The 17317-nt window shown below is 64.1% G+C and carries 13 protein-coding genes; 8 read left to right on the plus strand and 5 right to left on the minus strand.

The genetic code is table 11. From position 1 onward, the window contains the following. Positions 1–18: 18 nt before the first annotated feature. From PVZ78_RS02920 to PVZ78_RS02935, 4 genes are all read right to left on the minus strand, one after another. Complete coding sequence (locus PVZ78_RS02920) at positions 19–909, minus strand: pseudouridine synthase (protein ID WP_028683051.1); 891 nt, start codon at positions 907–909, stop codon at positions 19–21. Positions 910–997: 88 nt separating this feature from the next. After that, positions 998–1318: a hypothetical protein gene (locus tag PVZ78_RS02925; protein ID WP_028683052.1), complete on the minus strand. Its 321-nt coding sequence runs from the start codon at positions 1316–1318 to the stop codon at positions 998–1000. A gap of 56 nt (positions 1319–1374) precedes the next feature. Next, the gene (locus tag PVZ78_RS02930; RefSeq protein WP_009050095.1) at positions 1375–1803 is read right to left on the minus strand and encodes a S24 family peptidase; all 429 of its coding nucleotides are present in this window, start codon (positions 1801–1803) and stop codon (positions 1375–1377) included. Positions 1804–1915: 112 nt separating this feature from the next. Continuing rightward, positions 1916–2152: a glutaredoxin family protein gene (locus PVZ78_RS02935; RefSeq protein ID WP_273828200.1), complete on the minus strand. Its 237-nt coding sequence runs from the start codon at positions 2150–2152 to the stop codon at positions 1916–1918. A 204-nt stretch (positions 2153–2356) separates the two neighbouring features. On the opposite strand from PVZ78_RS02935, the gene PVZ78_RS02940 reads away from it, so the two are divergent. Further along, positions 2357–4315: a monovalent cation:proton antiporter family protein gene (locus tag PVZ78_RS02940; protein WP_009050097.1), complete on the plus strand. Its 1959-nt coding sequence runs from the start codon at positions 2357–2359 to the stop codon at positions 4313–4315. A gap of 49 nt (positions 4316–4364) precedes the next feature. Here PVZ78_RS02940 and PVZ78_RS02945 read toward each other — a convergent pair whose 3' ends face one another. Next, positions 4365–5573: an ammonium transporter gene (locus tag PVZ78_RS02945; protein WP_009050098.1), complete on the minus strand. Its 1209-nt coding sequence runs from the start codon at positions 5571–5573 to the stop codon at positions 4365–4367. Between the two features lie 330 nt (positions 5574–5903). On the opposite strand from PVZ78_RS02945, the gene PVZ78_RS02950 reads away from it, so the two are divergent. From PVZ78_RS02950 to PVZ78_RS02980, 7 genes are all read left to right on the plus strand, one after another. Next, on the plus strand, positions 5904–6218 hold the full coding sequence (locus tag PVZ78_RS02950) for a DUF883 family protein (RefSeq protein WP_009050099.1): 315 nt from the start codon (positions 5904–5906) through the stop codon (positions 6216–6218). Position 6219: 1 nt separating this feature from the next. Next, positions 6220–6606 carry a phage holin family protein gene (locus PVZ78_RS02955; RefSeq protein WP_009050100.1) on the plus strand — a complete coding sequence of 129 codons (387 nt, stop codon included), beginning with the start codon at positions 6220–6222 and terminating at the stop codon, positions 6604–6606. Continuing rightward, positions 6603–6944 carry a hypothetical protein gene (locus PVZ78_RS02960; RefSeq protein WP_038634107.1) on the plus strand — a complete coding sequence of 114 codons (342 nt, stop codon included), beginning with the start codon at positions 6603–6605 and terminating at the stop codon, positions 6942–6944. The genes PVZ78_RS02955 and PVZ78_RS02960 overlap by 4 nt, the downstream gene beginning before the upstream one ends. Positions 6945–7083: 139 nt before the next feature. After that, positions 7084–8247 (plus strand): EAL domain-containing protein, encoded by a 1164-nt coding sequence (locus PVZ78_RS02965; protein WP_009050102.1) that lies wholly within the window; start codon positions 7084–7086, stop codon positions 8245–8247. Between the two features lie 68 nt (positions 8248–8315). Continuing rightward, positions 8316–9647: a deoxyguanosinetriphosphate triphosphohydrolase gene (locus PVZ78_RS02970; protein WP_009050103.1), complete on the plus strand. Its 1332-nt coding sequence runs from the start codon at positions 8316–8318 to the stop codon at positions 9645–9647. A 742-nt stretch (positions 9648–10389) separates the two neighbouring features. Next, the gene (locus tag PVZ78_RS02975) at positions 10390–12114 is read left to right on the plus strand and encodes a ShlB/FhaC/HecB family hemolysin secretion/activation protein (RefSeq protein ID WP_428480579.1); all 1725 of its coding nucleotides are present in this window, start codon (positions 10390–10392) and stop codon (positions 12112–12114) included. A gap of 111 nt (positions 12115–12225) precedes the next feature. After that, the gene (locus tag PVZ78_RS02980; RefSeq protein WP_273828201.1) at positions 12226–17184 is read left to right on the plus strand and encodes a hemagglutinin repeat-containing protein; all 4959 of its coding nucleotides are present in this window, start codon (positions 12226–12228) and stop codon (positions 17182–17184) included. The last annotated feature ends 133 nt before the right edge of the window (positions 17185–17317 follow it).

Consider the following 17317-nt stretch of genomic DNA (forward strand, 5'->3'; position numbering starts at 1 on the left):
AACCAGCAGTGGCCTGGATTACCACTGCAAGGTGATCCGACTCTCGAACTCACGCTCCTCCCCGCTCAGCGGGTCGGTAAAACGCAGCCCCTGAGCCAACAGTTTGAGCGGCTTGGCGTAATCGTCCTCCACATCCTTGAGCGCATCGGGATAGAACGGGTCGTTGCAGATTGCCGCCCCCAGCGCACTCATGTGCACCCGCAACTGGTGCTTTTTGCCAGTCACCGGATACAACCCATAACGCCAGAGGTCACCGTTCTTTTCCCGGACCTCAATTGCTGTTTCCGTATTAGGTGTACCAGGCCCCTCCTGCATGCGGAAAAAAGGCTCGCCATCGACCAGACGGCTTTTATGCACCCGCGGGAACTCGAGACCGGGCAAGGCCGGGGCGATGGCCTCGTAGCGCTTGTCGATCCTGCGGGTCGGAAACAGCGACTGATAAGCCGAGCGGCTTTGCGGATTGGCCGAAAACAGCACCAGGCCCGCCGTATGCCGATCGATGCGATGCAGAGGCACCAGGTGGGGATTGCCCAGGCTGCGGATCAGGCGGCGCAGCAAGGTTTGCTCGACATATTCCCCCGCCGGGGTGACCGGCAGGAAATGCGGCTTGTCCGCCACCACCAGGTGCTCATCGACGTAGAGGATCGATTCCTGCACCGGGATGACCTTTTCGTCGGGCACTTCGCGGAAATAATGAATGCGCAGGCCTTCGCGGTACGCCAGGTCGACGCTGATCGGCAAACCCTGTCCATCGAGCACCCGGCCACGGACGATCCGGCTCAGCCACTGCTCGCGGCTGATGGTGCTGAAGTGATCACACAGGCAGTCCAGTACGGTTGGCCATGACCCGGGGGGCAGGTACAGGGTGCTGGCCTGATGCTGTGCGGCGGAAAAAGGTACGGAGGACATACAAAAGCTCGAGCGGACAATGCAGAGCGGCATTATCCAACATGGGTCCCGGGGAACCTAGGAGAGTTTCCCCCTTCGGGACCAACGACTAGGCGCGAGCCACGTTGGCCTGCGCGGCGGCATCGGTGAACTCCTTCAGCCAGCGCAGCACATCGACCGCTTCCCAGCGGGCCGGGTCATACAACGCATACAACAAACCCTGATACCCCACCACGTCCAGTTGCCGGTGATAACCCGCACGCTGGAACAGCGCTTCGATTTCCGCGAAGCAGGTATTGAAATGCAGCTTGTTGAACGGTGTCTTGCCCTCCGTGACCAGCCCGTCCAGGCGCAGCTCGAGTACCGCTTCGCGCACCACATCGGCGGACATGCGGTTCACACTGCTCTTCAATTGTTCGACATTGACCATCATCAGTCCTTCTACCCTCTCATTCATCCACTGAGCACACGCCCTGCGCATCGATATCAGCCACGGCCGACGTAACTGACCACCCACAACACCACGCCCCAGATTTGCGCCGAATCCCGATCGTCCAGGGGAATCGGTGCAATCGAAGGTCGCGCCGCCTTGAGCAGCAGCCCGCCCTTGGGGTCGGGAGCCAGCAGGCGCACGCCATAGGCGTCTTCGCCATCGAGATGGGCCACCACGTATTGATCCACTGCCGGGGCTGCCGAACGATCGACGATCAGCCGGTCGCCGGGATAGATACCGAAGCCCAGCAGACTGTCGTCATCCACCAGCACCGCGCGGATCTGCGGGGCTCCGAGACCCACGGTGCGATCCAGCGAAAAACCGCCTTCGAACTGGAGCCCGGCAGCAAACCCGCCGTGCTCCGCATGTTCGGGCGACAGGTGTTGCAAACGCTCGGCGCGGGCAAGGATTGTGAGAGACATGACGAACCATCCCGATAACTGTACGCATATACAGTAACCGAATAATCGGGATCCCGCCAAGGGATTGCAGCGAAGGCGACAAACGGAAAGGGTCGTGCCAGCGACAGCCGGCTCAGCGCAGGAAGGCCACCACCTGTTCGGCATCGAACGGCCAGCCCAGCTCGGCGCCGTTGTCCACCCGGCGCAGGACCGGGATACGCAGGCCATACGCCTCGAACAGGGTTTCGTCTTCCGCGATATCCACCAGCTCGACCAACAACCCGTGCTCCACCAACGGCATCAACTCCGCTTCGGCGAGTTCGCACAGGTGGCAACCCAGGGTGCCGAACAGCTTACATTCAGGAGGCATGACATACAGACCGAAAAGAGACAGGCGCTTATTCTAGGCCCGCGATAAAAAGCCGTCGACCGATGAACACGGCAGCGTGCGGTCATCGTCGGGCATTCTGCCAAACAGCTGATGCAGGTCAGCGTCGCCAACTTGCGATTGAGCGACCCTCGCGGCTTTTTTTGCCTCTACGCTCTGTATTCCAACCCGCCGCCGGAGATGCCTGTGTTTGCCAATCTGTTGATCATCCTCGCTTCATCCCTGGTGGTGATCGCCCTGTTCCGCCGCCTGCACCTGCCGCCCGTGCTGGGCTACCTGTGCGTGGGCCTGCTGGTGGGGCCGACCGCCTTCGGCTGGGTCAACGACAACGAAAACCTGCCTGACCTGGCGGAGTTGGGGGTGGTATTCCTGCTGTTTTCCCTGGGGCTGGAGTTTTCCGTATCGAAGATGCTGGCCCTGCGCCAGGTGGTCTTCGGCCTGGGCAGCTTGCAAGTGCTGTGCAGCGGCGCCGTCCTCGGTGGCCTGCTGATCCTCGCCGGCGGGCCGCTGATCCCGGCCTTGCTGCTCGGCGCGGGCCTGGCGCTGTCCTCCACCGCCATCGTCAGCAAGGAGCTGGGCAGCCTAGGGGAAATCTTCAGCAGCCACGGGCAGAATGCGATCGGCGTGTTGCTGTTCCAGGACGTGGTGGCCGTGCTGTTGCTGACCCTGGTGCCGGTATTCGCCGGCAATACCGAGCAGGCCTGGTATTGGGCCCTGCCCCTGACCCTGGGCAAGACCGCCCTGCTGTTCATCGGCCTGGCGCTGGCCAGCCGCTGGCTGCTGCCACGGCTGTTCCATGAGGTGGCCGCCTCCCATTCCGCCGAGCTGTTCGTGCTGCTGGCCCTGGTCATCGTCCTGCTGACCGCCTGGCTGACCCACCTGCTCGGCCTGTCCCCTGCCCTTGGCGCGTTCCTCGCCGGCATGCTGCTGGGGGAAAGCCGCTACCGACACCAGATCGAGGCTGACATCCGGCCGTTCCGCGACATTCTGCTGGGGCTGTTTTTCGTCAGCATCGGCATGCTGATCGACCTGCAACTGTTCGCCAGCCATGCCCTGCTGATCCTCGGCCTGACCCTGGCCCTGATGCTGATCAAGGGCGCCGTGGTGGCGCTGTTGCTCAAGCTGCGCGGCAGCGACGGCGAGACGGCCTGGCGCAGTGGCCTAGCCCTGGCCCAGGGCGGCGAGTTCTGTTTTGCGCTGATGGCGCAGATGCAGCAAAGCCAGTTGATGCCGGCCGAGCTGAGCGGCCTGCTGCTGGCCGCGACCTTCTGTTCGATGTTGCTGACCCCCTTGCTGCTGCGCGCCGCCCCGGGCATTGCCGCGCGCCTGCACCGCAAGCCGAACCAGGAGGCCCACCTGGAAGAAATCAGCGCCCTCAACGCCGCATTGCAGGGCCATGTGGTGATCTGTGGATATGGCCGCGTCGGCCAGTCGATCGGCCGCTTCCTGCGCCGCGAACAGCAGCGTTTCATTGCCCTGGACGATGACCCGGTGCGGGTCCAGGAAGCCGCGGCCGGCGAAAGCTGCGTGCATTACGGCGACTCCCGCCGCGCCGAGCTGCTGGCGGCGGTCGGCCTCGAACGCGCGCGGCTGCTGGTGATTGCCGTGGACAAGACCGACATCGCCCTCAACGTGCTGAAAAGCGCGCGCCGGATCAACAGCGACGTGCCGATCCTGGTACGCACCCGGGACGACAGCCAACTGGCCGAACTGAAAGCCGCCGGCGCCAGCGAAGTGGTGCCGGAGCTGCTGGAGTCGAGCCTGATGCTGGCGTCCCATGCGCTGGTGATGCTCGGGCTGCCGGAACACCAGGTACAGGCCAAGGTCGATGAAGTCCGCCACAACCGCTATAGCCTGCTGCACGGTTTCTACCATGGCGCGCAGACCGACCTGCTGGACAACCGCGGCCAGCCACGGGTGCTGATGCATGCGGTCAATCTCGGCAGCGCGGCCCACGCCTGCGACCTGGCCCTGGGCGAGCTGGCCCTGGAACAGTTGGGTGTGGATGTGCAAGGCGTGCAGCGCGATGGCCGTGACCTGGAGCTGACCGCCGGCACCTTGCTGCAAGCCGGCGATACGGTGTTGATGTCCGGCCCGCTGGCGGCCATCGAAGCGTCGGAGGCGCGCCTGCTCGGCGGCCAATGATCAGCGGCAAGCAGCCCAGGCTGGAGGCTCCAGCCCGGGCCGCAAGGCTTCAGTCCTGGCTGACCGCGCCGATCTTGTGCAGCGACAGGTCGGCGCCGTAGTACTCCTGCTCCTGGGTCAGGCGCAGGCCGCAGAGCGCCTTGATCGCGCCATACACCAGGAAGCCGCCGACCAGCGCCACCAGCACGCCCAGGCCGGTACCGATCAACTGGCTGATCAGGCTGACACCGCCCAGGCCACCCAGGGCGCTCTGGCCGAAGACCCCACAGGCAATACCGCCCCACACACCGCACACACCATGCAATGGCCAGACACCCAGCACATCGTCGATCTTCCAGCGCGTCTGGGTGGCGATAAAGCACCAGACGAACAGCGCGCCGGCGATCGCCCCGGTGATCAACGCTCCCACCGGGTGCATCAGGTCGGAGCCGGCGCAGATCGCCACCAGCCCGGCCAGCGGGCCGTTGTGCAAAAAGCCCGGGTCGTTACGCCCGACGATCAACGCCGCCACCGTGCCGCCGACCATGGCCATCAGCGAGTTCACCGCCACCAGCCCGCTGACCGCCTGCAGGGTCTGCGCGCTCATCACGTTGAAGCCGAACCAGCCGACAATCAGGATCCACGAACCCAAGGCCAGGAACGGAATGCTCGACGGCGCGAACGCCACCAGCTTGCCGTCGCGGTAGCGCCCGTTGCGCGGCCCGAGCAACAGCACCGCGGCCAGCGCCAGCCAGCCGCCCATGGCATGCACCACCACCGAGCCGGCGAAATCATGGAAGCCTGCGCCGAAGCTCTCCTGCAGCCAGGCTTGCAGGCCGTAGTTGCCGTTCCACACCAGGCCTTCGAAGAAGGGATAGATGAAGGCCACGATCAGCGCCGTGGCGCAGAGCTGCGGGACGAACCGCGCACGCTCGGCGATGCCGCCGGAAATGATCGCCGGAATGGCCGCGGCGAACGTCAGCAGGAAGAAGAACTTCACCAGCCCGTAGCCGTGATCGGCGCTGATCACCGCCGCCGGTTGCAGGAAGCTGACGCCGTAGGAGATCCAATAGCCTATAAAGAAATAGGCCAGGGTCGAGACCGCGAAGTCGCTGAGGATCTTCGACAAGGCGTTGACCTGGTTTTTCTGGCGCACCGTGCCCACCTCGAGAAAGGCGAAGCCGGCATGCATGGCCAGGACCATGACCGCACCGATGAGGATAAACAGGGTATTGGAACCATGGACCAGAGTGTCCACAGCGCTTTGCAGATTTTCCATGGAATGGGCAGACCTGATAGCAGGAATTATCCGCGAGCCGCTCGAGCGTTTTTGCACCAACTTGGCACCTAAGGTCCTGTCGACCTACGTATTGCGACCCATTTTGGCGCGACGCTTTTTCGAGAGAGGTGTATCGCTCGGGGGTGTTTCCATAAGTGTTGATTTTTTAGGGTAAGGTTTTAGCTGCCAGGCACCGCATCCTGCGCGCTTTCGGCGCAACCACCCGTGTTTACGCACCAGGACAAAGCAAAAGCTGTACCAGACAATTGCACTGAACCTTCGCGCAAGGCTCATACTCGAACCCTTCAGAACGCCACTATGGAGATCATCATGGCCAGCAAAACCACCAAGACAGCTCAAGAAACCCTGATGGCGGACTTTCAGGCACTGGTCAGTGACACGGAACGCCTGCTGGAACACACCGCCACCCTGGCGGGCGAACAGGCGGACGAATTGCGCACACAGATTCACGACAGCCTGCTGCGCGCCCGCGAGACCCTGCAACTGACCGAGCAATCGCTGCGCGAACGCGGCGAGGCGGCGGTCACTGCCACCGAAGACTATGTGCAGAACAACCCCTGGCAAGCAGTGGGCATCGCGGCGGGCGTGGGCTTCCTGATCGGCCTGCTGGCGACCCGGCGCTGATATGGCTATCGATGAATCCGGCTCCACCGCGGGCCAAGGCTCCTCAACGCGGCGCCTGGGCGCTGCTTTCCTGGGTTTGTTGCACAGCCACGTCGAACTGTTCGGTATCGAGTTGCAGGAACAGAAAGCCAGAACCGTCAGCCTGCTGTTGTTCGCCGGGTTGACCCTGGTGTTCGCCCTGCTGCTGTTGGTAGGCCTGTCGACGCTGGTGCTGATCCTGTTCTGGGACACCTATCGCCTGACCGCCATCACCGGGCTGTGCGTCTTCTATACGCTGGCCGCGCTGTTCTGCGCCCTGCGCCTGAAGGCGGCGATTTTCGATGAATCCTCGCCCTTCCATGCCACCCTCGAAGAGCTGGCCAATGACAGGGAGCGCCTGCTGCCATGAGCCTGCCGGACATTCCGCAAACCAATTCCCGGCGCGAAATGCGCAAGGCGCTGATCCGCCTGCGCATGGAAATGCATCGCCAGGAAATCCGCCACGAATCCCATCAATTGCTGCAACCCTTGCAGCGGGTCCGTGGCCTTGGCCAAAGCTGGCAACAGGGCTTCGGCATCAAGCACGCGCCGTTGTGGGGTGTGGCCGCCGTGACCCTGTTGGGGTTTCTCACCGGCAAGGGCGCCAAGAGCGGCAGCGTCAGAAACTTCGCCCGACTGGTACGGCTCAGCGCCGGCCTGTTGCCGCTGATCAAGCTGGTCATGCAAGGTTCTTCGAGCAAGCGTTGAGCCGCCGCTATCTGGCTGCATTCTTGCAACCGTTCCCGCAATAGCTGCGCCCCCGGCCTCTCTCACGAGAGGTCGGGCCTTGCCTGCCTGTTGCGTCGGCGCGCCGCCCAAGATCAACAAGATCAACCAAGGAGGCCCCGTGATCGACGGGCAACCGCTTGCCTGCTTTCAACCCTTCATCGACACCGCCACCGGCCGCATTGCCGGTGTCGAAGCCCTGGGCCGCCTGCGCCAACCGAACGGCCAACTGCTGTCGGTCGGCCCATTGTTCAACGATCCCCGGACCTCTTCCACCGCCCTGCGCCGGCTCGACCGGCTGATTCGCGCCGACGCCCTGAGCCGCCTGCATGAAGCGCCCGCGGACTGGTTCCTGAGCCTCAATATCTCGCCCCGCTGGATCAGCCGCCTGCGCGCCGGCCAGCCGTTGCCGAGCCTCAGGCAATTGCAGCAACAGGGCGTCGATCCGCGGCGCGTGGTCTTCGAAATCACCGAGTTGAGCGGCAACAGCCAGCGCCTGAGCGAAGTGGTGGCGCGCTACCGCGAAGCCGGCGCGCGGATCGCCATCGACGACTTCGGCGCCGGCTACTCCCAGCTCGACCGGGTGCTGGCCCTGCAACCGGACATTCTCAAGCTCGACATGCGCCTGTTCCAGGCCGCGGCCCGTGGCGGGCCCAGCAGTGACGTGGTCAAGGCCCTGGCGCAGATGGCCGAGAAGACCGGCTGCTGGATCATCGCCGAAGGAGTCGAGAGCGAAACCGAACTCAACTTCGCCCTGGAATGCGGCTCGCGGTATGTCCAGGGTTTCCTGTTTGCCCGGGCCGAGCAGGCGTTCTTCGCCAGCGATGCTTTCGTCGCGCCTTTTGCCCGGGCGCGCCAGCGCTATGTGCAGCAGAAACTGGCCGAACGCGGACGCCTGATGCAGATGCGCCAGCAACTCGCGGAGCTGATGACCCTGCTGCAGGATTGGGCCCAGGCCCGGGCCCCGATCGAACGGTTACCGCAGGTGGATGCCTTTCCCTGGTTGTTGCGCTTCTATCAATGCGATCGCCACGGCACCCAGCTGACGCCGAACCTGGAATGGCGCCACGAGCGCTGGCAGGCCGACCACAGCTACGTCGGCCACAACTGGTCGTGGCGTCCATACTTCTACCACCTGCTGGCCGAAGGCTGGGACGAGCGGCGGCTGACCCTGTCCAACACCTACCGCGACGCCACCAGCAACCAGTACTGCCTGACCGCCGGGCAGTTCTTCGACAATGGCCAGCGCCTGCTGTTGATCGATATCGATGCCGCGGGGCTTTAGTTCCACTTGCAGGCGCTGGCGCGAACCGGGAAGCTAGCCCATCAGTCATTCGACGGAGAGACCCCGCCTTGGATTGGCATACCCTGCTTACCCGCGAACGCCTCGGAAAACCGCTGCACAGCCCTGAAGAACTGGGCCGCAGCCCCTTCCACAAGGACCACGACCGCATCATCTTCTCCGGTGCCTTCCGCCGCCTGGGCCGCAAGACCCAGGTGCACCCGGTGTCCAGCAACGACCATATCCATACGCGCCTGACCCACTCCCTGGAAGTCAGCTGTGTCGGTCGCTCCCTGGGCATGCGGGTCGGCGAAACCATTCGCGACGCCCTGCCCGAGTGGTGCGAACCGAGCGACCTGGGGATGGTGGTGCAATCGGCCTGCCTGGCCCACGACATCGGCAACCCGCCGTTCGGCCACTCCGGCGAAGATGCGATCCGCCACTGGTTCCAGCAGGCCGCCGGGCGCGGCTGGCTGGACGCCATGAGCGAAAACGAGCGCAACGACTTCCTCAACTTCGAAGGCAATGCCCAGGGCTTCCGGGTGCTGACCCAGCTGGAATATCACCAGTTCGACGGTGGCACGCGGCTGACCTACGCCACCCTCGGCACCTACCTGAAGTACCCCTGGACCGCACGCCACGCCGACTCCCTGGGCTACAAGAAGCACAAGTTCGGCTGCTACCAGAGCGAACTGCCGTTGCTCGAACAGATCGCCAACAAGCTCGGCCTGCCGCAACTCGAGGAACAACGCTGGGCCCGCCATCCGCTGGTGTACCTGATGGAGGCCGCCGATGACATCTGCTATGCCCTGATCGACCTCGAGGACGGGCTGGAGATGGAGCTGCTCGACTATGCCGAAGTCGAGTCGCTGCTGCTCGGCCTGGTGGGCGACGACCTGCCGGAAACCTATCGCCAGCTCGGCCCGCGGGACTCGCGCCGGCGCAAGCTGGCGATCCTGCGCGGCAAGGCCATCGAGCACCTGACCAACGCCGCCGCCCGGGCCTTCGTCGAACAGCAGGACGCCCTGCTCAGCGGCACCCTGCCCGGCGATCTGGTGGAACACATGCACGGCCCGGCCAAGCGTTGCGTGCTCAATGCCAAGGACATCGCGCGCAAGAAGATCTTCCAGGACAAGCGCAAGACCCTGCACGAGATCGGTGCCTACACCACCCTGGAAATCCTCCTCAACTCGTTCTGCGGCGCCGCGCTGGAACAGCACGGCGGACGCACACCGTCGTTCAAGAACCGGCGGATCCTCGACCTGCTCGGCAACAACGCGCCGGATCCGAACGGCTCGCTGCACACCTCCTTCCTGCGCATGATCGACTTCATCGCCGGCATGACCGACAGCTACGCCAGCGAAATGGCCCGGGAAATGACCGGGCGTTCCAGCCCGCAATGACCCGTCGTTGAACGGCTGCCTCGCGTTATCGAGGTGGCCGTTCGAGCGGTCTTGTGTGAGTCGGCAACTAAGGGATTCCCCTAGTCCCTTATCAGGCAATATCCCGATGCAATCGTTACTTCAACTTTGATCAGCTGCCTTCTGCGCACTGTTCGACAGCGCCTTCACTTCCACCTCGTTCACTAGACATCCATCAAGTCTCGACACTATTCCAGGCAGCCTTCAGCACCTAGAGCACTTGCTCTATAACTAGCGATAGTGACCGATATATGTAGCTGAACAATCAATCCAACTAACCTGAATTAAACAGACCGTTAACGAAACAACCAGACATCCTACCTTTACCTTTCGATACATCTGCTCACCCGTCGGACCAAACCCCTTGCAACACAAGGCCCCTGCAGGTTCCCGTCGATTACACATTCCGTACAAATCAACTTTATCGTTTCCGCTAGTCTCGAACCGTAATGGCTTAACAAGGTTAATTTCACGCCTCGATAGATCGTTCCCCGTTCATGACCCCAGGCCGAATGATCGCCGGCAAAACAAATAGCAAGCGAACTAAGTACCTTCACTCAAACTTCAAGCCAACGGTTAGTTCGAAAATAATTTCACCCCTCGCTGTAACAAAGAGCACGCCCAGGACTCAAGCGTCAAAATGGAAGTGAGTACACGGAATGAATCCGTGTCGATAAGTTGTTCCCGCACTTCCTCGTCCGTTTTTCACTGTTAAGGATGTCGAGTGCCCCATACGTCCTCAAGTCACCCAAGTTGCCATACCAGCCTGCGTCGCTGGTTGCTGCTCTCGCTGCTGGCCGGGTCCCTGCCGGTGGCCGCCGCCGATATGCCACAACCGGGTCAGGAAGCCCTGCGTCTGCAGCAACAGCAACAGCGCGACCTGCAACAACTGCAACTGGAACAGCGCCAGCGCCAGTTACAGCGCGGCAGCTTCGGGACCCCGGCGGTCACTCCCGCCGAAACCACCCAGGGTGGCCAGGATGAACAGTGCTGGGCCCTGAGCGGCACACGGATCGCCGGCGTCACGCTGTTCAAGAAAGACCAATTGAACCGCCAGCTCGAACCCTATATCGCGCCCTGCATGGGGGTGAATGGGATCAACCACCTGCTGGCGCAGATCACCCGGATCTATGTCGAGGCCGGTTACATCGCCAGCCGCCCCTACCTGAGCAGCGCTCCCGCCGCCGGCCATTCGCTGGATATCGTGGTCGACGAAGGTTATGTCGAGGCCGTCGAACTGGCCGACCAGAGCCTGCCGGTTTCCCTGGCCGGGGCCTTTCCCGGCATGCTCGGCGAACCGCTGAACCTGCGCGACCTGGAACAGGGCCTGGACCAGCTCAATCGCCTGCGCTCCCTGGACCTGACTGCCGATATCGCCCCCGGCAGCCAGCCCGGCGCCTCGCGGATCATCCTGCGCTCGCGCAGCAGCGGCGCCTCGCGCTGGGCCCTCGGGCTGGGTGTGGATAACCTCGGCAGCGCCAGTACCGGACGCGACCGCAACTCCGTCAACCTGAGCCTCGACAGCCCGCTGCAACTCAACGACGCGCTCAACCTGAACTTCAGCGACACCCTCAATCACGGTCCGCGCTACAGCCGCAGCGCCAGCGTTTTCTATTCGATCCCCTACGGCTACTGGACCTACAGCCTGTTCGCCAGCCATGCCGAGTACCGGGCGCCGTTCAAGCTCAGCAGCGTGACCTTCTACAACAGCGGGCGCACCGACCTGCTCAGCCTGCGCGCCGATCGCGTACTGTGGCGCGACCAGGGGCACCAGCTGAGCGCCAACCTGCAACTGGCCCACAAGGATGTCGACAGCTACCTGGAGAAAGTCCGCCTGGGCATCCAGAGCCCGACCCTGACCGTGGCCGAAGCCGGGCTCAACCTGTTCTGGCTCGACAGCGCGGTGTGGAACCTCGATGTCAATTACGCCCAGGGCCTGACCTGGTTCGGCGCCGACCGCGACTCGCAACAGGTGCAGAAAAACCTGCCGCAGGCGCAGTTTCGCAAGTACCGCGCCAGCCTCAGCCAATGGCGCAATGGCCACTTCGCCAGCCAGCCCTGGCAGTGGCAGAGCCAGCTGTCGCTGCAGTACAGCCCAGACCCGCTGCCGGCCATCGAACAACTGCTGGGCACCGACGACTCCGCCGTGCGCGGCTATCGCGAGAACAGCGCCTCGGGCGCCATCGGCGGGATCTGGCGCAACACCCTGCGCCTGCCGTTGCAGAACGACCTGCCCGTCAAGCTGACCCCGCGCCTGGCCTTCGACCACGGCCGGATCAAGGCGCAAGAAGGCGCCAGCAGCGAGCGCCTGAGCAGCGCCAGCATCGGCCTGAACCTGAGCTGGAAGAACGTGCAAGTCGATGTCGACTACCAGCACAGCCTGGAAACACCCCAGCGTTTTCACCATGAATCGCCCGCCTGGCTGACCCGCCTGAGTGTGCAGATCTGAGGTCCCGCGAACCGTGCATCAGCCTGAAAAAAACAGCCGAGCCTGAACACCACAGCAGCGTTGCAACGAACAGCGCGCACCGCCACTCGGCCCACACATAGAGAGCTTCTTATGCCCGACAACACATCTGTGTTTCACCTGTCCCCCAGGGGCAAACTGCGCCTGGCCATCGCCAGCCTGCTCCTGGTCTCCCATCTGCCGCAGGCGCTGGCCGGCGGTATCACCGTGGCCCCGGGCCCGGGCGGTATCCCGCAGCTGCAAAACCAGAACGGCGTGCCGATCGTCAACATCGTCGCGCCCAACGGCGCCGGGCTCTCCCATAACCAGTTCCTCGACTACAACGTCGATCGCCAGGGCGTGGTGCTGAACAACTCCCTGCAATCCGGCGCCTCGCAACTGGCCGGGCAGCTGGCTGCCAACCCGCAGTTCCACGGCCAGGACGCCAGTGTGATTCTCAACGAGGTGATCAGCCGCAACGCCTCGGCGCTCAACGGTACCCAGGAGATCTTCGGCCGCGCCGCCGACTATGTGCTGGCCAACCCCAATGGCATCTCGGTCAACGGCGGCAGCTTCATCAACACGCCGAACGCCAGCCTGCTGGTCGGTCGCCCCGAGCTCAACGACGGCAAGCTGCAAGCCCTGAGCACCGGTGACGCCAAAGGCCAGTTGACGGTCGAGGGCCGAGGCCTGAAGAACGACAATGGCAGCATCAACCTGATCGCCCCGCGCATCGACAGCCAGGGCGACATCACCGCCAGCAACCAGCTCAACCTCACCGTCGGACGCAACCGCGTGGACCCGGCCAGCGGCAAGGTGCTCAGCACCGACCCGGCCGGTAACACCAAAGAGCAGCGCATCGACGCCAGCCTGTTCGGCGCCATGCAGGCCGGGCGCATCAACATTGTCAGCACCGCCGAAGGCGCCGGCGTGCGGGTCGGCGCGGTGCAGGTCAAAGGTCACGACGGGGTGGATATCGCGTCTGCCGGCGACCTGCAGATCAGCGGCCAGGCCAAGCCCGACAGCCTCGACGCCGTCCGTGCCGGCGTGCACAGCAGCCAGGGCGACGTGCAATTGCGCAGCGGCCAGGACCTGACCCTCGCCGCCACCGATGTCAGCGCCCGCGACATCAAGCTCGATGCCGGACGCAACCTCACCCTGAGCGCCATCGAAAGCCGCAAGCTCCAGGAAAAACGCGAGCAGTGGAGCAACAGCACCATCGGCATCACCTGGGAAACCTACGACCGCACCCTGACCGACAGCGACAGCCGTCAGCACGGCAACCAGCTGACCGCCCGCCGCGATGCCGAGCTCAAGGCCCGCGCCAACACCGAACTCAAGGCCAGCCAGATCAAGGCCGGCAACAACCTGACGGTCGACAGCGGCGCCGACCTGCGCCTGACCGCCGCCACCGAAACCCACGAACAACGCGACCAGGGCCACCACCGCAAACACCTGTGGAAAGCCGACTGGGACAAGTCCAGCAGCGAACAGCGCAGTATCACCAGCCAGTTGGAGGCCAAAGAACAGTTACAACTGACCAGTCGCAAGCAGCTGCAACTGCAGGGCGCCGAACTGGCCAGCAACAATATCGAGCTGACCGGGCGCCAGGTGGACATCACCAGTGCCAGCCGCACCCAGAGCAACAGCGACAAGTCCTACTCCGGCGATCTGGTCGGCGGCAGCTTCTTCGGCAAGAACGGCGACGGCGACAAGGGCAAGACCCTGAACAAGGGCAGCAAGGTCAACGCCAAGGGCAACCTAATCGTCAAGGCCGACGAGGTCCGCATCAGCGGCAGCCAGGCCCGTGGCGGCAAGCAGGCCAGCGTGATCAGCGAAAACGGCTCGCTGACCATCGACGGCGTGCAAGACCGCTCCCACGACAACAGCTACAGCAAGGACAGCAAGTTCTTCGGCATCACCAAGGATGAAAGCCGGCAGAACCGCAAAGACAGCACCACCGTCACCAGCGACCTACGCTCGGACAGCAACCTCAAGCTGCAAAGCACCCAGGACATCGCCATCAGCGGCGCGCACGTGGCCGCGACCGGCGAGCTCGAAGCCAAGGCTGGCGGCGACATCAAGATCGACTCGGCGCAAAACACCTCGCAGAGCGAAAGCACCACCCACACCCGTGGCTTCGACGCCTATGCCAAGGAAAATGCCCCGGGCACCCGGCAATACCGCGCCGGCGTGCGTTACGAAGACCAGCAGAAAACGGTCAAGACCAGCGACACCCAACAGCAGGGTTCAAGCCTCAGCGGCGGTAGCCTGCAAGTCGCTGCGGGCGGCGACCTGAGCATCAAGGGCAGCGACCTGAAGGCCACCCACGGCGATGCCAGCCTCAGCGGCCAGCAGGTCGAGTTGCTGGCCGATCACGACAGCAAGACCGAAAGCACCGACACCCGCACCACCGGCGGCGGTTTCTACTACACCGGCGGCCTGGACCGCGCGGGCAACGGTGTGGAGTTCGCCCACAGCAGCACCCAGGACACCCATGACACCGGTACCGCCAACACCACCGGCATCGCCGCCAGCGGCAACCTGACCATCAAGGCCGGCAACACCCTGGTGACCGAGGGCGCCCAGGTCAAGGCCGGCGGCAAGCTGCTGGTGAATGCCGAGCAGGTCGACAACCGCGCGGTGCACAACACTGAGTCCACCAGCCACAAGGAAAACACCTGGAGCGCCGATGTCGGCGCCAACGTCGAATACAAGGGCCTGACCCGCCCGGTGGAAAAAGCCATCGAAGGCGTGGCCCAGCGCAAGTTCCATCAGCCAGGCCTGCTCGACGCCCTGGAACAACCCAACGTTGGCCTGGACGTGGAAGTCGGCCACCAGAACAAACAGCGCACCGAGCAAGGCAGCAACGCCGTGGTCAGCCAGTTCCAGGGCGGCCAGGTGGAGGTCAAGGTAGCCGGCCAGTTGCAGGATGAGGGCAGCCGCTACGAGGCCACCCAAGGCACGCTGAAGATCGACGCCGGCAGCCAGGTGGCCAAGGCCGCCAGCAATACCCACAGCAGCAGCGAGCAGGCGCTGGACGCCAAGGCTGGCGTACGGGTCTACACCACCACGGGCGAGGACCTGAACGTACGTGGTAGCGGCGCTGGCGGCAGCAGCGACAAGCGCAGCGACAGCAGCAAGGCGGTGGTCGGCAGCTATGTCGGCAAACAGGGCGTGGACATCGCGCTGAGCGGCGACGGCCAGTACGAAGGCAGCCGGTTCGATGGCGGCGAAGCCGGCGTCAAGCTGCACAGCGGCGGCGAACTGGCGCTGAACCAGGCCAATGACCGCCAGAACAGCAGCGACTCCAGCCTGCGCGGCGATGCCTCGCTCACCGTCGGCAGCGCCCCGGGCGCCAACGGCAATAACCTCAACCTCGGCGCCGGCGTGCAACTGGACCACAAGCGCCTGGACCAACAGGACAGCCAGGCGCGGGTCGCGACCATCCAGGGCAAAGGCCCGGTCGAGTTGACCAGCGGTGGCGACCTGATCCTGCAGGGCACTACCATCGGCAGCAAAACCGCCAAGACCGGCGACATCAACCTGAACGCCGGCGGCAAACTCGACCTGCAGGCCGCGGTCGACACCCACAGCAGCCAGGGCAGCAACCTCGGTGGCGGCCTGACCGGCGGCGCCAGCAAGACCAGCAGCGAGCAGAGCAGCGGCAAGAGCGCCAACCTGAGCGCCAACTTCAACATCGGCCGGGTCTCGGAACAGGACCAGAAGCAGACCGGCGGGCAACTGCACAGCAATGGCCAGGTAACACTCGCCAGCGGCTCCGACAGCAACACCGCGCTGCACTTGCAGGGCACCCAGGTCGAGGGCAAAAACGTCACCCTCAGCGCTGACCGCGGCGGGATCTACCAGGAGTCGGCGCAATCCACCCAGGCCCACAACAACTGGGGCCTGACCCTGGGCGCCGGCGGCAACGGCGGCAAGACCACCCGCGCCGACGCCGGCGAACACGACTCGCCGAAAACCGATCGCGGTATCCACGCCCGGGCCAAGATCGATGTCGCGCAGGTGCACAGCAACACCCAGCACAACAGCCTGATCAAGGCCGACCAGGTGACGCTCGTCAGCAGCGGCGATACCCATCTGGCGGGTGCGCGCATCGACGCCAATCAGGTGGATGGACGGATCGGTGGCGATCTCAAGGTGGAGAGCCGCAAGGACCAGCTCAGCAGCACCACGGTCAACCTCGACGCCCGCCTGGACGCCGAGAAGAACCAGCCTGGCGTGGTCGACAAGCTGACCAAGCAGACCGGCCCGCTCAAGGACAAGCTGCAGGCCAAGGCCGAAGGCAGTTTCGACAAGCACCGCGAGAAGCTGGAAAACGCCGTCGACAAGGGCACCGAGCGCCTGGTGGCGGCCAAGGACAACCTGGTGAACAAGGCCGAAATCGCCAAGGAGCGCCTGGGCGAGAAATTCACCCGCAGCGGCAGCTATGACGTCAACCCGGAACCCAAGGGCGCCTTCGGTCGCGGCGTGGATAAAGCCAAGGGCTACCTCGCCGACAAGACCGAAGCCTTGGGCGATCGCTTCTCCAGCCTCAAGGAACGGGTCTGGCCGAAAACCAGCGACAGCTACGCCGTCAGCGAGAAAACCGGCGCTGGCAGCAAGCTGACCAACACCGCGGAAGGCGTGCTGTTCGGCGACAAGAGCGGCAACACTTCCTACACGCCGACCCTGAACCTGAATGTCAGCCGTCAGAGCAAGGACAGCGTGGCAGAGGCTTCAGGCATCAGCGGGACCCGGGGCGTGAGCCTGCAAGTGTCGGGCGAGACCCGCCTGAGCGGCGCGCGGATCGGCGCCAGCGAGGGCAAGGTCGACCTCGGCGGCTCGACCGTCAGCACCACGGCATTGGCCGGTACGGATTACCGTGCCGACGTCGGGCTGAACCTGTCGAAGTCGCCGGTCAACCTGGCCCTCGGCGCCAAGGATGAGCTGACCCGCAAGCAGGACGAGGCCACCCAGAAGGATCAGGCGTTCAACCTGGGGCCGCTGCGCGTCGGCGGCCATAGCGACAGCCAGCTGTTGCAGGCCGGCATCGATCAGAAAGCGCCCTGAGGCAAGCGCTCCGTGATCGGCTGCCCCCCATGAACGGGGGGCAGCCTCGCTCTGTTCCCTTCCCTCCTCCCTTTATTGCCCTGCGAAAACTGCACTAAACCGCCAACATCTCCTTACCTTTTACATGGCTGGA

Origin of the sequence: Pseudomonas sp. SBT1-2 (assembly GCF_028640875.1) — a bacterium.
GTDB classification, from domain to species: domain Bacteria; phylum Pseudomonadota; class Gammaproteobacteria; order Pseudomonadales; family Pseudomonadaceae; genus Aquipseudomonas; species Aquipseudomonas chlororaphis_I.